Source organism: Synechococcus sp. PCC 7336 (assembly GCF_000332275.1).
Classification (GTDB): domain Bacteria; phylum Cyanobacteriota; class Cyanobacteriia; order Thermostichales; family PCC-7336; genus PCC-7336.
Map to the genome: position 1 here is coordinate 116,233 of NZ_CM001776.1, position 17,595 is coordinate 133,827.

At 54.5% G+C, this 17,595-nt stretch carries 13 protein-coding genes; 7 read left to right on the top strand and 6 right to left on the bottom strand.

The features are described from left to right. Positions 1 to 2: 2 nt before the first annotated feature. Entirely contained in the window at positions 3 to 1,442 is a 1,440-nt protein-coding gene (gene glgA, locus SYN7336_RS00605) for a glycogen synthase GlgA (RefSeq protein WP_026100573.1), read from the bottom strand. Positions 1,443 to 1,576: 134 nt separating this feature from the next. Between glgA and SYN7336_RS00610 the strand changes: the two genes are divergently transcribed. Further along, complete coding sequence (locus SYN7336_RS00610; protein WP_017323971.1) at positions 1,577 to 2,680, top strand: tocopherol cyclase family protein; 1,104 nt, start codon at positions 1,577 to 1,579, stop codon at positions 2,678 to 2,680. A 12-nt stretch (positions 2,681 to 2,692) separates the two neighbouring features. Further along, positions 2,693 to 4,459: a DUF262 domain-containing protein gene (locus SYN7336_RS00615; RefSeq protein ID WP_017323972.1), complete on the top strand. Its 1,767-nt coding sequence runs from the start codon at positions 2,693 to 2,695 to the stop codon at positions 4,457 to 4,459. Here SYN7336_RS00615 and SYN7336_RS00620 read toward each other — a convergent pair. Then, complete coding sequence (locus tag SYN7336_RS00620; protein ID WP_017323973.1) at positions 4,420 to 5,289, bottom strand: M48 family metallopeptidase; 870 nt, start codon at positions 5,287 to 5,289, stop codon at positions 4,420 to 4,422. The two genes, SYN7336_RS00615 and SYN7336_RS00620, sit on opposite strands and share 40 nt — an antisense overlap. A gap of 286 nt (positions 5,290 to 5,575) precedes the next feature. Between SYN7336_RS00620 and SYN7336_RS00630 the strand changes: the two genes are divergently transcribed. After that, a complete protein-coding gene (locus SYN7336_RS00630) occupies positions 5,576 to 6,211 on the top strand; it encodes a hypothetical protein (RefSeq protein WP_156819954.1) in 636 nt (211 codons plus the stop codon). A 12-nt stretch (positions 6,212 to 6,223) separates the two neighbouring features. Next, positions 6,224 to 7,045, top strand: coding sequence for a M48 family metallopeptidase (locus tag SYN7336_RS00635; protein ID WP_017323976.1), 822 nt, complete (start codon positions 6,224 to 6,226; stop codon positions 7,043 to 7,045). Positions 7,046 to 7,065: 20 nt separating this feature from the next. Here the strand turns inward: SYN7336_RS00635 and SYN7336_RS23800 are convergent, their stop codons facing one another. Both SYN7336_RS23800 and SYN7336_RS00645 read right to left on the bottom strand, forming a co-directional pair. Then, entirely contained in the window at positions 7,066 to 7,299 is a 234-nt protein-coding gene (locus tag SYN7336_RS23800; protein WP_156819955.1) for a hypothetical protein, read from the bottom strand. Between the two features lie 83 nt (positions 7,300 to 7,382). Then, positions 7,383 to 7,679 (bottom strand): hypothetical protein, encoded by a 297-nt coding sequence (locus tag SYN7336_RS00645; RefSeq protein WP_017323978.1) that lies wholly within the window; start codon positions 7,677 to 7,679, stop codon positions 7,383 to 7,385. Between the two features lie 492 nt (positions 7,680 to 8,171). On the opposite strand from SYN7336_RS00645, the gene SYN7336_RS27565 reads away from it, so the two are divergent. The 3 genes from SYN7336_RS27565 to SYN7336_RS23810 all read left to right on the top strand — a co-directional run bounded on the left by SYN7336_RS27565 (position 8,172) and on the right by SYN7336_RS23810 (position 12,459). Further along, positions 8,172 to 10,211 (top strand): diguanylate cyclase domain-containing protein, encoded by a 2,040-nt coding sequence (locus tag SYN7336_RS27565; protein WP_156819956.1) that lies wholly within the window; start codon positions 8,172 to 8,174, stop codon positions 10,209 to 10,211. Positions 10,212 to 10,308: 97 nt separating this feature from the next. Then, positions 10,309 to 11,076: a PspA/IM30 family protein gene (locus SYN7336_RS00660; protein ID WP_026100574.1), complete on the top strand. Its 768-nt coding sequence runs from the start codon at positions 10,309 to 10,311 to the stop codon at positions 11,074 to 11,076. A gap of 24 nt (positions 11,077 to 11,100) precedes the next feature. Continuing rightward, positions 11,101 to 12,459, top strand: a complete 1,359-nt coding sequence (locus SYN7336_RS23810) for an O-antigen ligase (RefSeq protein WP_017323982.1) — start codon at positions 11,101 to 11,103, stop codon at positions 12,457 to 12,459. A gap of 79 nt (positions 12,460 to 12,538) precedes the next feature. On the opposite strand, the gene SYN7336_RS00670 is transcribed toward SYN7336_RS23810, so the two are convergent. Continuing rightward, entirely contained in the window at positions 12,539 to 15,715 is a 3,177-nt protein-coding gene (locus SYN7336_RS00670) for a cyclic nucleotide-binding domain-containing protein (protein ID WP_051039694.1), read from the bottom strand. A 66-nt stretch (positions 15,716 to 15,781) separates the two neighbouring features. Further along, the gene (locus tag SYN7336_RS00675) at positions 15,782 to 17,251 is read right to left on the bottom strand and encodes an MFS transporter (RefSeq protein WP_173399668.1); all 1,470 of its coding nucleotides are present in this window, start codon (positions 17,249 to 17,251) and stop codon (positions 15,782 to 15,784) included. Positions 17,252 to 17,595 lie beyond the last annotated feature (344 nt).

Here is a 17,595-nt window from a genome sequence, read left to right on the forward strand (position 1 = left end):
CATTAAGTCAGCGTGACAGCTTCCGGCGACGAATTGGACAGCATCTCCAGCAAATCTAACCCCATAATGTAGCCGTAGACTTTGATGTAGTCCCGAGCCGATCGCGCCCAGCTAAAGTCCTGTGCCATGCCCCGCTGCTGCAGTGCCCGCCAAGCATCCTTATATTGAAATCCTTCCCAAGCCCGCACCATACAGGTATAGAGATCTAGGCCCTCGTAGCGATCGAAACAGTAGCCCGTCCCCGTCCCCTCTATCGGACTGTGGTGGGACACCGTATCCACTAAGCCACCCGTCCGTCGCACAATCGGTACGCAGCCATAGCGGAGGGCAATCATTTGGCTAATGCCGCAAGGCTCGAACCGGCTGGGCATGAGAAAAGCATCGGCTCCAGCGTAGATGCGTTGGGCTAATTGGGCATCAAATCCACAGAAGAAGGTGACGCGATCGCCCCAGCGATCGCTTAACTCCTGCAGTTTGCCTTCGTAATAGGGATTGCCACTGCCGAGAATAACCAGTTGGGCATCGCTATAGGCCAAGAATCTCTCCAATGCCTGCAAGGCTAGGTCAATACCCTTCTGCTCTACCAATCGCGAGACTATTCCCAGCAAAAAGGCGTTGGGGTTGGGGTTGAAGCTAGCATCGGCCTGCAGCGCTGCTTTATTGGCAGCCCGCAGCTCCAAAGTGTCGAGACTGTAGGGTTTTGCGAGAGTTGCATCGGTCTCGGGGTTGAACCGATCGCGATCGATGCCATTGAGAATGCCGTGCAAGCGCAGCCCAAGCGAAGAGAGCAGCCCATCCAAATCTTCCCCCTGCTCGGGACGACAAATTTCGCGGGCATAGGTGGGCGAGACAGTAGTGACTTGGTCCGCATAGGCAATCCCTGCAGCCATGGTGTTGCGAGCGTCAAAGTACCAGGGCAGTGAGGTCATGCGATCGAGCATCCAGCGCCACGGCCCTTGATAGGCCAAGTTGTGAATCGTAAAAACCGTGCCGATATCGGAGGTCTCTCGCATCCAAGCCGGCACTAGACCGGTGTGCCAATCGTGGCAGTGGAGGATATTCGGCTTCCACCAGTAGTTCCAAGCAAATTCGGCCACGCAATTGGCAAAAAACGTAAATCTCCAGGGCTCGTCTTCGCCAGAGTAGATGCGGTGCGGGGCAAAGGCGTAGTGTTCGACCAAATAGAGGGGGACGTCGGTTTCGGGCAATACCGTTTTGTAAATATTACAAGTGGAATCCATCACCCGGGCGGTCCAAATTGGCCCTTGCTTGACGCAGTCCGCAAGCTCCTCCCGCAGCCATAAGAAGCCATAGAAGGGCATGATAATGCGAACATCCAAGCCTTGCTGGCGCAATACGGGGGGCAAGGTACCCACGACATCGGCCATTCCCCCCACTTTTGCAATCGGGGCGGCCTCGGCGGCAGCAAACAAAATTTTGATATCGGCCATGATAGGGGCAGGAGCGTGTCCCTTGTACCATACGGCATTTGTCGCACTAGATGCGGTGCCTCAGGGGTTGGGGGATCGCATTGAGGCTTCGGGCTAGAGTGGTGCTATCTAGCTAGAGTCTGGCAATGCTCGAGTTCCCGTTTGCCCCCTCTGCGAGCCCCCGACAGGTGCCTCACGCAGGCTACCACGGCACTAACCGATCGCAGCATTTCTTCGAAGGTTGGTACTTTCGCGTCACGCTGCCGCAGGAGGGCCAGAGCTTTGCCTTTATGTATTCGATTGAAGATCCCGGTGGAGGCAGCGATCGCAGTGGGGGCACTGTCCAAGTGTTGGGGCCGCAGGACGAGCTGGCCTGGCGATCGCTACCCAATGTGAATGGATTTTGGGGCGATCGCGATCGGCTAGCGTTGGGCCATTGGGGGCAGGTTGTTGCTGGGATGGTGCCTCCCCATCAACTCCTGCCCGCCGGAGAATTTTTCCGGCGAGTCCGATCGGGATATCAAGTCAGCGATCGCCTCAACCAGGGGTGTTTTTGGGAGCCGCAGCGGGGGGAGTGGGTGCGCTGGCTCTACCGGGTCGAGCCGCTGTATAGCTATGGCGGGCTGCAGCCGGAGGCCACGATGGGCTGGCTCTCCTATCTGTCCGTATTCGAGCCGGGCTGGCAAATTTTGATGGCGATGGGTCGGGCGACGGGATGGGTGGAATGGCGGGGGAGGCGGCACGAGTTCGAGCGCGCACCGGCCTATGCCGAGAAAAATTGGGGCGGAGCGTTTCCCCTCAAGTGGTTTTGGCTCCATTGCAATGCTTTCGAAGACCAACCTCAGATCGCCCTCACCTGTGCGGGGGGACTGCGGAAGCTGTTGTGGCAAACGGAAGCCGTCGGCACGGCCAGCTTGTCTTGGGGCGATCGCTGCTATCGGTTTATGCCCAAAGATAGTCAGATTCGCTGGAGTGTAGCCCCTTGGGGGCGTTGGGAGTTTGAGGCGGTACGAGACGGCGATCGCCTGCTATTGCGCGGCAGTGTCGATCGTCCTGCCACTGCTGTAATGGTGCCTACCGCCTCGGGTATGCGCTATGCCTGCTGGGATACAACCCAGGGGGAGTTGGAGCTGCAGTTGTGGCGAGAATCGGAGGATTGTTGGGAATTGGTGCTAGAGGCTCGCAGTCGGTTAGCCGGTTTGGAAGTGGGGGGCGATCGTTGGGATGAGAGTTGGACGCACCAGACCTAAGGGAGAAAAATAATGGCAACCATGAATTTCAACACCACCAACTCCACCTTTCGGCAGCTTCTCGGCAACGGCTTAACCTATCGCGTACCTCCTTTCCAGCGAGATTACTCTTGGACAGAAGACGAATGGGAAGACCTTTGGCAAGACATCCTCGGCTTATTTGATGAAGATGGCGAACCCGCCCATTACATGGGTTATCTCGTACTACAATCCTCCGACAGCAAACAATTCGATATCATTGACGGACAGCAACGCATGACCACCCTCAGCGTCGCGATCCTCGCCGGACTTGCCTACCTAGAAGATCTCGTTAAAGCAAACCTCGATGCCGATAAAAACCGCCGCCGCAAAGATCAATTGCAAAATAGCTATATCGGTTACGTCGATCCTGTCAGCCTCGTCCCCCGTTCCAAACTCGAACTCAATCGACACAATAACCGCTTTTATCAAACCTATCTCGTCCCCCTTGCCCCCATTCCCAGACGAGGGCTCAATGCCTCAGAACATCTTCTCAGAAAAGCCTTTGAATGGTTTAAAACCCGCTTTAAAACTAAATGTGGAACCCAGATAAACAGCGGTGAAAATTTTACGGCCATGCTCGATACTCTGGTAGATAAACTCTTCTTTACTGTTATCACTGTCACCGACGAACTCAATGCCTTTACAGTTTTTGAGACTCTCAATGCCCGAGGGGTAAGACTCTCTGCTACAGATCTCCTGAAAAACTATCTATTTTCTTTGATTAGCACCCAAGAAACTCATGAAACAGAACTCAAAGCTCTTGAAGACTTTTGGGAACGCATTGTGGGCTTGCTCGGTAGTGAGAGTTTTCCTGAATTCCTAAGAGTCTTTTGGAACAGCCGCAATAAACTCGTCCGCAAATCAGATCTATTTAAAACCATTCGTCGTCGGCTTACCACCCGCGAACAGGCGTTTGAGCTCGTTCGGGATTTAGACCGTTTTGCCGCCATTTATGCTGCTCTACGCGATCCCCAAGATGCTAACTGGGAAATTGAAGAACGGGCAGCCCTCCAGCAATTACAGATGTTTAACGTGCGTCAACCCCTAGCAATGTTGATGGCTTGCTATCACAAATTTTTCGACGGCGATCGCCCTACATTTAGGCGAATAGTCAGAGCAATCTCTGTGATTTCTTTCCGCTACAATATCATTTGTAGCTTGCCGACTAACGAACAAGAGAGACTCTATAACGAAATTGCTTATAAAGTCTCTGACGAAACCTACCGAACCGATAAAGAGGTGCTGGCAGCCCTGAAGGAAGTCTACCCAGAAGATGGACCATTTAAAGCTGCTTTTGCCGACAAGCAATTACGTACTGGCAACAGTAGAAATAGAAAAATTGTGCGCTATATCCTCTTTGAAATCGAAAAACAGAAATACGAACATGCTTTTGATTTCGAGAGTGTAACCTATAACCTAGAGCATATCTTGCCAGAAAACCCTTCAGCAACTTGGGATTACATTGACGAAGTCAAACAAGATCGTCTAATTTACCGCTTAGGCAACATAACCCCTCTAGAAACCAACAAAAATCAGGATCTTGCAAACCAAGGATACGATGTGAAACGGCCGATTTACGAAAAAAGTAATTTTCAAATGACCCAGGCGATCGCCAAGCACTATGAAACTTGGGACGAACAAACAATTGAATCGCGCCAAAAAAAACTTGCCAACGTAGCAGCCGGTATTTGGCACATTGAGTTCCCCCCAATGCGCCATCAGCGCAGCACCTCCACACGGGTAGCCCGTTGCGATTGATTGGGGAACCGCTGAGCAATCATGGCATTGAGCCGCTCGATCCGGTCTTCAGTATGGGGGTGAGTGCTGACAAAGGCGGGGGGGGAGCTAGCTCCCAATAGTTTCGAGAGAAATTGAGGCATGGCATTGGGGTCGTACCCCGCCTGCGCCAGGATATCGAGCCCTTCAGCATCCGCTTCGTATTCTGCAGCTCGACTGCGGGGGCGACGAATGCCTAGTTCTACCCCCAGCGCTGCTAAGGCGCTATTGTCCACCCCTAGCGCCTGGGCTCCCGCCTGGGCGAGAGTGCTGCGCCGCATCTGCTCGACGACGTGGCGTTCGGTGATGTGAGCCATTTCGTGGGCCAAAACTGAGGCGATCTGGGCTTCGTTATCTGCTGCACGGAGAGTACCCGTAGTGATGTACACAAAACCGCCCGTGGTGGCGAAGGCATTAATGGAATTGTCTCTCACCACCTGAATGGTAAAGGGCAAATCGGGGCGATCGGTGTGGGGCACCAGTCGGCGGCCAATGCGGTTGACTCGGTTGACCAACTGCGGGTTGGTTTCGATCTGAAATTCGCCGCTGCGCACCAATTGGTTGTTAATATCGCGGCCTAGCTCGATTTCCTGACGCTCCGAAATATTCGAGAGTTGAATGGCTCGCAAGCCATTGAAGAGCAGCCGCCCGAAATCAATCGCGTTGGCGGGTGGAGCAGTGATTGTTGCGGCAGCAGCAATTGTGGCGACGGCAGTAGAAACCAAACGGCGGTAGATATGTCTGGTGTGAGTACGTTTGTTACTGACAGGCTGCTTGGATTGGTGGAAGAGAGAGGTGAGAAAACTTGGCATTGTCGCAAACAAGCTCGACTACTTTTAGGTTAATTAATTTTGCCCAGTTTGAAACGGGCGGTCGAGGCAAGCTGCGGTGCGCGCTGCCGCAATTGCGGTGGAGGTTTCTGCAAGATCGCGACCAGTGGTTTGTAGCGCCCACTGGCAATAGGGCTGAGATTGCTGCACTTCAGATATAGCCGGGGTTAAGCTATGTAACAGCTACGCCAAATGGATGGCAAGATAGCTCGGTCTGTCGAGCGCAAGCTGAATCTTGCCGGATGCAGAACTATCGGATACAGAAATTATGGCAAATCAACCGATAAGACGGGCGATCGCAATTGCAGCAGGATTGTGGGGGGCGTTCGCCCTTGCTTCAATGGACACAGCGGCGATCGCGCAAACCGAATTTCGGCTGCTGGGGGAACCGGTCCTGACGCTGCGCAATCCAGCAGGAGAAACTGCCACACGGGCAGAATTGGTGGAGCAGCGATTTAAAGCCATTGTGGAGAGCGGACCCATTGACGATTTAGAGGTGAGTACGCGAGGAAATGCCGAGGCGGCCCAACTGCTGTTGAATGGTGCAGTGTTGGTGGATGTGACCCTTGAGGATGCGGCGGCGAACGCCACGGGTAAGGCGATCGCTCTGGCCGAAGTCTGGGCGGAGCGGCTGCAGACTATTTTGGATCGGCCCGAAGTGCGGCAGCAGATTTTAGCGACGGCAAATATGCCTGCCCAACTCGTAGTGGGTGGGCGGCGATATGTCAGACAATCCGAACCTGCCCCCGACTTGGGGCGGTTTGTGACTGACGGCACTCGGGTCCAAAACCGCGTGATTTTCTGGATGTCGTCCACTCGCGAGCGCCGCTTGCCCCAGCCGATACCCAGCGAAATTTACCTGCTCGATGGTTTCCGCCAATTTATCCCCTATCGCGCCTCTTAGCGCTCAATCGCCATGTCCTCAATCTCCCGCAAAATTTTGTCCGGTTTGACTGCCGACCGATTTCGGCATCCCATTGACGAGCAAGCGACGCGATCGCTCCAACAACTGCCGGGTTTGGGCCTGCTCATCCAAACGCTGATGGCCCCCGCTGCCGAACAAATTTTCTATCTTGACAACATTGCCTCCAGTCTTCAGGTGGGCCCAAAGCAGCTACCCGACTTATTTCGCCTCTTGCTAGATGCCTGCCACATTCTCGATATCGAGCCGCCCCAACTCTATGTCAAACAAAACCCCAGCCCCAATGCCTATACGTTTGCGATGCAGGGCAAACAACCCTTTATCGTCGTTCACACATCGCTACTAGATCTGTTAGAGCCACTGGAAGTGCAAGCGGTGCTGGCCCACGAGTTGGGCCATCTCAAGTGCAACCACGGCGTCTATCTCACCATGGCCAATATTCTGATGCTATCGGCCAGCTTGATTCCGTTTGGAACCTTGCTGCAGCAGTCGCTGCAGGAGCAGCTAATGCAGTGGGTGCAATGTGCGGAATTTAGTTGCGATCGCGCGGCGCTGTTGGTCGCGCAGGAATCTAAAACGGTGGTGTCGGTGTTGATGAAACTATGTGGCGGTTCTCCTCAACTGTCATCGCAGCTGAATGTGGACGCCTTTTTGGAGCAAGCCCGCACCTACAGCGAACTCGATCGCGACGACTGGCAAGTGATGCTGAAACGATTGCAGAATGCAGGGCGATCGCACCCCGTTCCCGTTCTGCGCGCTCGCGAAATCGATCGCTGGTTCCGCAGCAACACTTACGAACAACTCATGTCCGCTTAAAGGGGCGAGCGATGCAAATGTCAGGGACTGGCCTCACCGCCAGTGGGAAGCCATTCAGATGCGGTATTGAATAAATTCACTGCTGCTTCCCAAATGCTGATGGGAGTAACGCCAAAGATAATAAAGAGTAGTAGGAGCAATACGAGCACGCTCAAAGCCGAAAAAATCGTACTTTTGAGCACCCGCACAGCCCAAACCACCGCAACGATGGTAATTGCAAGCGCAGCTAGTGCTGCGATGGTTTCCATTGACATGCCCCACACTCGCGAACCCACTCGATCGCAGCTTATCAGAGGGGCTCTGCCCCATTGAAGGGGAATTCAAACCGGCCCGTGCCTCAGCAGAACTGGGAGGAACCATCCGACACTGCATCTGCCTTCTGTAGCAGCCATACTTGCCAGTCTCCGTCTAAGCAAATATCCTGCCGAGGATCGCCGCTAAAATAGACCACCTGCCCGTTTTGACTGATGCAAAACAGCACCGCTCCCCATTCGGCTGTCAACTTAGACACCTTAAACGGACCGTCTCGATAGGCTTGCAAGTATTCGCCATCCAGCGCCGATACGCTGGGCACATCTCGGCCGCAGTGACGGAGCAGAATATTGATGCGACGGTTGACATCGTTCGGAGTCATGTCAGTCGAAGGGAATGCGCCATCTCAACTTCCCCAACACTTACGTAGAACTTGATTGTGGCACCTGACTCAGAGCAAAACTGCGATCGGTCGAACAGAGTTTGTTGCAATCGCAGACTTTGATGGGAAGTTTGGTTGCCCATTGGCCCCCGACCTAACCTCCCTCGTTCCCACTCGGATGCGAGTAGTCTTGGTTCGCTTTTTATAGTGAATGTTTTGCAACAGATCTCATTTTGCAAAACGTTACAACACCTGGCGTTCGCGCTGGCAATAATGGGGAAAATTCACAGGGGAAGACCCCTTCTAGCCTTTTTCTTTAGGTCAACAGAGAGGCGCTCTCGCCGATCGATGCACAATTCCATACACTAGAATTGCGTTCTACTTCCTCTAGGGGCGTATTTGACAAATCTCGTCAAATATCTGGCTAGCCAGCTCATCAGTAAAGTTATTTCGCAACCGCTCTTGACTCTGTTTTTATCCGCGAGACTCAGAATGCAATGGGGGCTGCGATCGCTGCCTGTCCGTTTGATGTTGGCTTTTGCCGGACTGGCGATCGCTTCCATTAGCGCAGTCACCTATCTATCCGTCAATCGAGAGCGGCAGGCATTTCAGAGCCACCTGCAGCAGCAGGCAGATTTGCTGTTAGAAAGTCTCGAAGCAACCGCCTCCAATTCCTACGAGCAAGAGGATATTGATGCCTGGTACCGTATGATTCGGGCCTATATGGTGAGCGAATCGCCCACGTCTTTAAAGGGCACCATCTATGCTCCCAACGGAGAGACGCTCGCTCAAACCAGCGAACACTCAGCCCAAATTCCGATTGGCCTGGAGGTGCTGCCAACAGGAACACCTGTCTATATCTGGAATGCCGAACATTTGACGGCCATTCGCAAGACAACTCGCGATCGCACGCAGTTGGGAGCAGTTGCAGTGGAGCTGTCTACCGAACGCCTTGAAGACGACATCGAGACAGCCTGGCTCAATGCGCTTAATGTTGCCTTCGGTGCTAGCACGATCAGTACTCTGTTGGCCCTCTTGCTCGGGCGCACCATCACCGGTCCACTCGGACGAATGGTGAAAGTGACCGAGCAAATTGCGGCAGGTGATTTCTCTCAGCGGCTGCCCCATCGCGGCGGCGGCTCGGAGTTGTCGGTGTTGGCGGGCTCGTTCAATGATATGGCCACCCAGCTACAAGACCTCATCGCCCGCAAGGGTGCCATTCTCAAATACGCCCCCGATCCAATTGTCACCTTTGACGCCGCAGGCTGCATCGTCGATTTCAATCCGGCTGCCGAGCAGGTTTTTGGCTGCAGTAGCGAGGCAGCTCTGGGGCGCTCCCTCGCCCGCTTGGTGCTTCCCTCCCCTTGGAAAGAGCAACTGGAAGCGGACATCGAGCGCGGCATTGGCGGAAATAGCCGCCAATTTCTCGATCGCCGCACGGAATTGCCTGCCATTCGTGCTGACGGCAGTCAGTTTCTCGTGGAGATGGCGATTAGTTTAATGACAGTTCGGGAAACTCCTCTCTACACCGCTACGTTCCGGGATATGACCGAACGCCGACAGGCGGAAGCCGCCCTGCAGGAGAGTGAGGCTCGATTTCGGCAAATTTTCCACAATGCTCCCATCGGTATTGCCACGATCGCCGCTCGCAACCAAAAAATTTTGCAGGTCAATCCCACTTGGTGCCAGATTTTGGGCTACACGCCCTCGGAGTCGATGCAGTTAACGCTATCTGATGTGGCGGCTCCCGTTCGGGCTGGAGATCGGCAGCTTGCCGAAGCCACTCACTTCGCGATTGCGGGCGAGAACCTGCAACAGGAATGGCGCTTGGTGCGTCGAGACGGACAGGAAATTTGGGCCCTGGTGACGCTGACCGATTTACCGGCTGCCGATGGGGAACCGCCCGTTAGCTTGGCCATGCTGGAAGACATTACTCAACGCAAGCAGGTTGAGGCCAAATTGCGCCACGATGCCTTTCACGATGCCCTAACGGGGTTGCCCAATCGCACGCTGTTGCTGGCGCGGTTGGAGCGTGCTTACACCCGCTATTGCCAGTATGGAGAGGGCCATGCATTTGCCTTGCTGTTTGTGGATTGCGATCGGTTTAAGGCTATCAACGATAACTTAGGTCACGATACTGGCGATCGCCTTTTAGTCGCATTGGCTCGCCGTCTAGAGGCGTGCGTGCGGGAAGGGGATACGGTCGCCCGCTTGGGGGGTGACGAATTTACGATTTTGCTGGAGCACGTTCGCGAGCTGGACGAAGGTTCTAGAGTGGCCGAACGAATCTTGGGGGAAATCGATTCTCCCTTTCAGATTGGCGAGCATCTGATTCACACCAGCGTCAGTGTCGGTGTTTTACCCAGCCGTAATGGATACACTTCGGCAGAAGCGATTTTGCGCGATGCCGATCGCGCCATGTATCGGGCTAAATCTCTCGGTCGCGACCAATATGCGGTTTTCGATGCCTCTTTTGAGGTTCGAGCGGCTAGCCTCGACTCTGAAACGCTTGAATCTCGACCTTTGAGTTGAGGGATTTGTTCTCATTCTCAGTTGTCTTTGCAGCAGGTATCCCTCTGGGCAGAGTAGTATTGGAGCAAGGAGCACGCTTTAGGGAGGAACACAATCGATGGGAATGTTCGATCGGGTTAGTCGGATTTTACGCGGCAACATCAATTCGATGATCGATAAGGCGGAAGACCCGAAAGTTGTGCTCGATCAGGCGATTCGCGACATGGTCGAGGAGCAGGTGAAAGTGCGCCAGGGGGTGGCCAAGGCGATCGCTGCCCAAAAGAACTTGCAGCGGCAGTACGCGCAGGCGAAAGAAAATGCGGCCAAGTGGCAGGAGCGGGCCAAGCTGGCCTTGAGTAAAGGGGAGGAAGCCCTAGCTCGGGAAGCGCTGGTGAGTAAGAACCGTCACGAAGAGTCGGCGGCGGGGGTAAAGCAGCAGCTCGATAGCCAGAGTACGCAGGTGGCGTCGCTAAAAAGCAGCTTAATGAAGCTGGAAAGCAAAATTTCTGAGGCGAAGGCCCGCCGCAATATGTTGGTGGCGCGGGCGCAGTCGGCCAAAGCCACCCAACAAATCAACGAAACCCTCGGTCGAGTGAGCACCGACTCTGCCTTCTCAGCCTTCGATCGGATGGAAGAAAAGGTGAATATGTTAGAGGCAGAATCTTCGGCGGTGGGCGAACTGTTCACGGATTCGTTGGAAGGTCAGTTTGCTGCTTTGGAAGCAGAAGGGGGCGATATCGAGGGGGAATTGGCGGCAATGAAAGCGCAGATGGCGCTCGAAAGTGGCGAAACCCAAGCGGCGCTGCCGGAGGGAGACAGTCCTAAAGTAGAAACACAAGCAGATGCGGAGTTAGAAGCTTTGCGGGCCGAGATCGATAAGCTATAGCGATCGCGAACAGTTGTGAAAGGGATGCTGGCGCATGAAGGCGATCGCCCTATGAAGGCTGCTGAAGGGGCGGGATCGTCTCTGGCGGTATCGCCTTTGCGAATCCTGTTGAATGTTTGGGAACAGCGAGATGAATGGTTGCTGGCGGCAATGGTATTGCTGCCAGTCAGTTTGTTGGGATCGGGGTTACTGTTGGTTGTGGGGTCGGGATTGGCGATCGTAGCTGCGGGCTGGAAGCGCGATCGCCGCTTCGATCGGGCTTTGATGATTGTGGCGGCGGTGCTGTTGGGGGTGACAGCAGCGGCAGGGACTGGCAAAAGTTGGTTGGGGCTGGCGAACTACCTTCCCTTTATGGGGGGATTTGCGCTTGTCAGTCAGGTGTTGCGATCGCGGCGGCAGATACGGCGGTTTTTGCTGGCGTTGGTGGCGGGCAGTTGGGGGTTTTCGATTTTTGGCTGGGGCCAGGTGATGTGGGGCTGGTCGTTTCGGTTTGTGACTTGGGGGTCGCTGATTCACGTCAAGCTGGTTGGCATTCATGCGCCGCGCCCGACATCGGTGTTTGAGAATCCGAATGGATTGGCGATTTTGTTGTTGATGGTGTTGGCGATCGCCTGGGGATTGTGGTGCGATCGCGACGAGGGCTCGGAGGGGGGTCGAGATCGCTGGGTAGAGCAGGTCATTTTGGCGGGAGCGATGGGGTTGGGGGGGCCGCTGTTGGTTTTGACGGAGTCGCGCAATGGTTGGTTGGTGGCTCTGTTGGCGTTGGGATCGGTTTTAGTGCTGATGCGGCGGTGGCGGTGGGTGGCTCTGCTGGGGGTAGTGGCAATGGTGCCGGTGGGGGCAGCGGCGAATTTGCTGGGGTTGCGGTGGATTGTGCCGTCGTTTGTGTGGCAGCGGTTGCTGGCCTCACTCGATCCGAATTCGGTGGCGTTTGAGTCGATGGTGTCCCGTTGGGATGGGTGGGTGTTTGCTTTTCAGATGTGGCGGGAGCGGCCTCTAACGGGCTGGGGGTGGCAGAGTTTTGCCGATCGCTGGGCAGCACAGGTGCCGCCGCCGGAGGTGCCATTGTTTCACGCGCACAATATTTATTTGTCTCTGGCGGCTGAGGGGGGATTGTTGGCGTTGGGGGCGTTTGGACTGGTGTGGGGCTGGACGTTGTGGCGGGGTTGGCAAGCTTGGCGCTGGGAGCGGCGGGCCGGGGCTGGCGGTTTTTTGCTGTTGGGGGTGAACGTGGCGCTGGGGGCGTATTTTGTGGCGGGGCTGTTGGATGCGGCGTTTTTTGACGGGCGCTTGAATGTAATGGTGTGGATGGTGTTGGCGGTGGCGAATAGTTATTGGCGCTGGTTGAAGGGTGGGGGCGATCGGGCTGAATTGACGAAGTGAAGTGAAGATCGTGCCCGATCTCAATAACGTCCGATCTCAATAACGCCCGATCTCAATAACGCCCGATCTCAAACAAAGCCTACGTGGATAGCGCTTTACTCTCAGCAGTAGACTCAGTGGCTTCCGCCGAGATGGAGAGTGCTTGGCGCGATTGATGTTTGTCAGTTTCTCGTAGGCGCTGACTGAGAAATCGACAGATTTCCAAGATGATATGGGGGCGTTGGGCGATCAGGCTGAGGAAGCGGCTTTTTCCCAGCTTGAGCAAGGTACAATCTGCAATCGCGATCGCGCCATTCCAACGAGGGGCATCGTCGAATAGGGCCACCTCGCCAAAATACTGGCCTTGCGTCAGTTGCTCGATCTCGCGGGGAATGCCGCCAATGTCTTTGATCGACTGCACGCTACCGTCAGCAATGATGTAGAGATGCGTGCCCCAGTCACCTTCGGCGAAAATGGTTTCCCCCGCCAGTGCTTGAGTCTGCTCCAGGCTTTTATCGATTAGCAGCAACTCATCGAGGGAAAGGTTCTTGAACAGTGGCACGTTTTTTAGCAATAGCAATCGGTTCATGGCAGTATTCGCAGGCGAAGTTGGTGGATCGTTCTCGCCAAAAATTTGGCTGGCGATCTGTTTGACAAAGGGGTCGGGATCGTTCACTAGTGCCGATGGCACTGTCGAAAGGGCAATCAGAGCACCGGTTCTGAGCCAGCGATCTTTGGACTCCAGAGCCTCCAGCAAAAGTCGGTAGCCTTTCGTACGGAGCCATTGGGGCGTAGCTTTAACGCGATCGGAAGTGGGTTTGGAGGCATCCTGCACTTCTTCTAATAATGGCATCAATGGCATGACAAATCGGCGGTGAGGGAGGGAGGCCAGTGCTTCGAGAGCGTTCTCCAATTCGCTGCGATCGCCGATCGCCAAGAGTCGATTGACGGTGTTAACGGTACGAGCGTGCCCCAGAGCCGAGAGAACGTACAGCACTTTTTGAATCGAGCGATCGTGATAGTCGGCGATCGCCGCTCTGAATGGCTGCCACCTCGGATCGTTGCTGGGAATTTGCTGCTGCCACTTGCGGGTGCGAGCCAGTTGCTTATAGATGGGAGCTAGGTGATCGAACAGCAAGTTGCTGGCATATCGGGTGCGTACCGAGCCAATAGCCGCGATGGCTGTGTCGACAACCTCGTCCTGCGGAGCCGCGAGATGCTCTTTTGCAACCGCTAAACCGGGACGGCCGTAGGCGGCTAAAGTCTTGGCGACTCGCTGGCGTACCCGTGGGTCCGGATCGCCCAGACTAGCGCCAATAGCAGCCAGTTGCTGCGGGCAACCTGTCACCCGCAGCAGATCGAAGGCGGCCATTCGGACCATCGGATCGGGATGGTCTAGCTTGGCGCTAGCAATAGCAGCAATCGCTGTGTCGCCGCTTTGTGTTAGCGGCAGCAGGGCCTCCAAACCAGCCTGAATAACATCTGCGCTGGATTGAGTCAGAATCACCTCGGGAATGAGGGAAGATAGGGATGGTTTGTTGCTGTAGGCAACGATGCGAGTGATGATTCGCGCTGTGGTGCCATCGAGTTCGCTAGGCCAAGTTGGCTCGGACGCGGGATCGGTAAGGGTTTGTGCAACAGCTCCCAGTACTTGTAACTCCTGCTGCGGACTTTCCAGCCAAGTCTCGATCTGTTCTCGACTGGGCCGATATTGATTAATCAGCAAAAGCTCGAGCGCAAAGGCTTGCAAGGCAGGATTTTGCAGTTGCTGCTGGAAGTGTCCGAGGAGGTTGGAGCAGTCGCTAAAAAGGGCGATCGCTTTCCCGTAAACCTGAGTATCTGCCTCGGGGATCGACGCCTCTACCTCGGTCAAAAACTCCTCTGGCTGGTTCATTCTGGCTGCCAATTCTAAGCCCTTGAGCTGGGTGTATCGGTCTCGGTCAGTCAGCAGGGCTCGCACAGCCTCTCTAGACTGGGGCGATAGCGGAATGGCATAGGTGTCAAACTCGTCTAGATTGATGCTATTGGAGCGAATCATCTCCTCGAGGCCGCTGGCATAGAGCTGCCCCATCGGGAGCCGCAGCAACAGCAGTATCCCCGTCAGCCCCGCGACGAGCCAAGTAATCTGTATTAGGCTCAGATGGACTTCGCACAGCCACAACATCGCTCCGGCCAATGTCAGTCCGATGGCATAGATAAAGCCGTCACTGAGGACTCGAATACGACCGATAAATTCGCGCGGGATAGCGTTGTAGTTGAGTTGATGAACGGGGAGGTTGATCGCCTTGTAGAGTGCGTCACCGTTGATATGCAAGCCGATCGCCGCCGACAAACCAAAATGAGTCCCCAGCCCTAGAACGCTCGCCAATGTTGTCAGCGGATAGATCGGATTCAGTCGGGCTACGCCCAAAGTGCTCAACAGGGGCCGCGTTATTCCATAAATTACAGCGATTTGCACCACACTGATGGGTATGCGCATGAAGCCCAAGAAGCTGGTCAGGGCGCGATCGTTAAAGTTGTCTCCATAGATGTTGAACCAGAGAAACTCAGAGCTGATGTAAATAATGACTAGCAAGAAGCTACTACCGGCCAGAAACAGCGCTAATGGATGGCGTTGCACTAGGTCGGGAAATGTTTGCAAGGAATCTAGGATGCCGGTAGACCGATCCGATTGAGTCGCAGTCAACTGACGTTGAGAACGGCCTAAGTACAGTAACTGGGCAATAGCGATCGCAAATAGGATGGGCAGACACAACAATAAGTCTCCCGTCCCGAAAAAGTGGGACAGCAGAGTCGTTAGTCCTCCCCCCAACAACGTTCCTACCGCTTGGGCAATACTGATATGAGGGGCGTACCGTTTGTATTCCAGAGTTGTGAAGTAGTCAGTCAGTAAGCTGGGATACAGGACGTTATTGTGAAAGTCCCATTGAAAGAAAACAGCAATCAGCAGAATGTAGTAAACGTAGAGGGAGTCTTGTGCCAGCAGCAAGCGTAGCCCGAGCGCGATAAAAATGGAACCCAGCAGTACGGCCCGAAAGAGTTGGGGACGACTGTAACGGTCTACTACCTGCGAAAATAAGACGTAAGCAGGTATCGAACATCCCCCTATCAGTACAAAAGCCTGCGGCAGACAGTCTGCCCCTACATAGCTGACAAAGAGGGAGTTGCCGATCGCCATGCTCAAGACGCAGTAGACCGGCACCGTTGCAGCTAAAAGCCACAATTGAATCAGCCGATTTGGCAAGACTTGGGTCCACTCGAGTCTAGTCAGTTGCACGTATACCCTCGGTGTCTGAAATCAGTTAGTCAGTCAACTGGCAAAAGATCGATCCTAATGGGTTTTCTATAAAGATGATGGCAGAGGACTATCGCTTGCCTCCTCTGTATCTTCCCGGTCTTCCTCTGATTGAGGTGGGATGTCGGATTGAGCGACAGAGAGATCGGCAAGAGAGCTGACAGGTGCCTGTACGAACAACGTTAGGACAGCGGCCACCAGCAAAAAGCCACCGCCAACCACGACAGCCATCAGCCGATCGTCATGGAGTAGGTATTTCATCACCCAACCGAAGGCAAGGGAAACGCCGATTTCGGGCAGCACGATAAAGAAGTTAAAGATGCCCTGATAAATTCCACGCTGCTGCGTTGGAATTGCGTAAGTCAATATGGCGTAAGGAATAGACTGCGCGCTAGCCCAGGCCATGCCAAACCCCACCATCGATAGCAAGAGTAGCAAGGGCCGGTGAACGAACAGCAGCACCATTAAACTGAGGCCGCCGCAGACCAAACAAATGCTGTGAACAACTTTTCGGCTGATACGGCGAGTCAGGAGGGGGAGCAGGAATGAAAAGCCGATGCAAACTGCATTGAAGGCGGCAAAGCAGAGACCGGCCCACTCAATGCCCTCGTTATATAACGCCGAACTAATATCCTCTGCTCCGAAAATATTGTGGGCTACCGCTGGTGGAAAGTAGATAAAAAAGCAGAAAATCCCCAGCCAGGTAAACAGTTGCACTCGAGCGAGTTGCTGCATTGTGGTTGGCATGTCGCCTAGGGCGCGCCAAGTCTCTTGCAAGCTGTTCCAGAGACCGCCCCGCTCTTCTTGAAGCCGCTCGAATCGGTCCAAGTTCTTGGGCGGACGTTCGGGGGTAGTGACGATCGTCCACAAAATTGTGCTGAGAAACAATACGGCCCCGAGGTAAAACGACAGCTCGACGGTTAGTGGGACGCGTCGCACGGCGTTAGTAGCGGGATCGACAGAAAAGAAGTGGTTGAGGAGCCAAGGCATACTGGAGGCTGCGATCGCTCCTATCCCCACCATCACGCTCTGCATCGTAAACCCCTGCGTCCGCTGCTCTTTGGGCAATAGGTCGCCCACAAAAGCTCGAAACGGCACCATGCTCACGTTCGCACTTGTATCCAAGAGCCACAGCAGCCCCGCAGCCATCCACAATGCCGAGCAGCGCGGCATCGAGATCAGCGCAATGGATGCCAAAATGGCTCCCACTAGTAAATAGGGGCGTCTGCGCCCCAGCGGTCCCCAAGTGTAGTCGCTCAGGTTGCCCACAATAGGCTGCACCACCAATCCGGTTAGCGGTGCTGCCAACCACAAGATCGGAATTTCATCGGCCCCCGCACCCAAGTGCTCGAAAATGGAGCTCATATTGGCCATCTGCAAGCCCCAGCCAAATTGAATGCCCAGAAAACCAACATTCATATTCCACAGCTCGGAGAGAGCAAACTCTGGCTTGGGGGGAGTGCCCGCAGCCGTTTCGGTCGGCTGAGACTCAGTCAAGTCCGAATTCATGTCCGTCATGCTCTAAAGTTGCCCCAGTATTTGCAAAACCGTGTTGCTTCTATATGTTAGTTGCCTTGTTTGCTGCTAAGTTGCTAGCAAGCTTCTCCGCCCACCCACGTTACTACCATTTCACGGGCCAATTGCAAGAGGGGTGGATTCATCAAGGCAAACCTGTAGCGATTATAGACAGATGGCTCTCTCAAGCCGTACTGCACCCGAACCTTCGACTGACCAATCTTAGAGTATGGCGTCTTAGAATTATGGAGTCTTAGAATATGGAGTCTTAGAATATGGAGCTTAGCGGACTCGAACCGCTGACCCCTTCAATGCCATGGAAAATACCACCCAAGATTGCCCAAGAT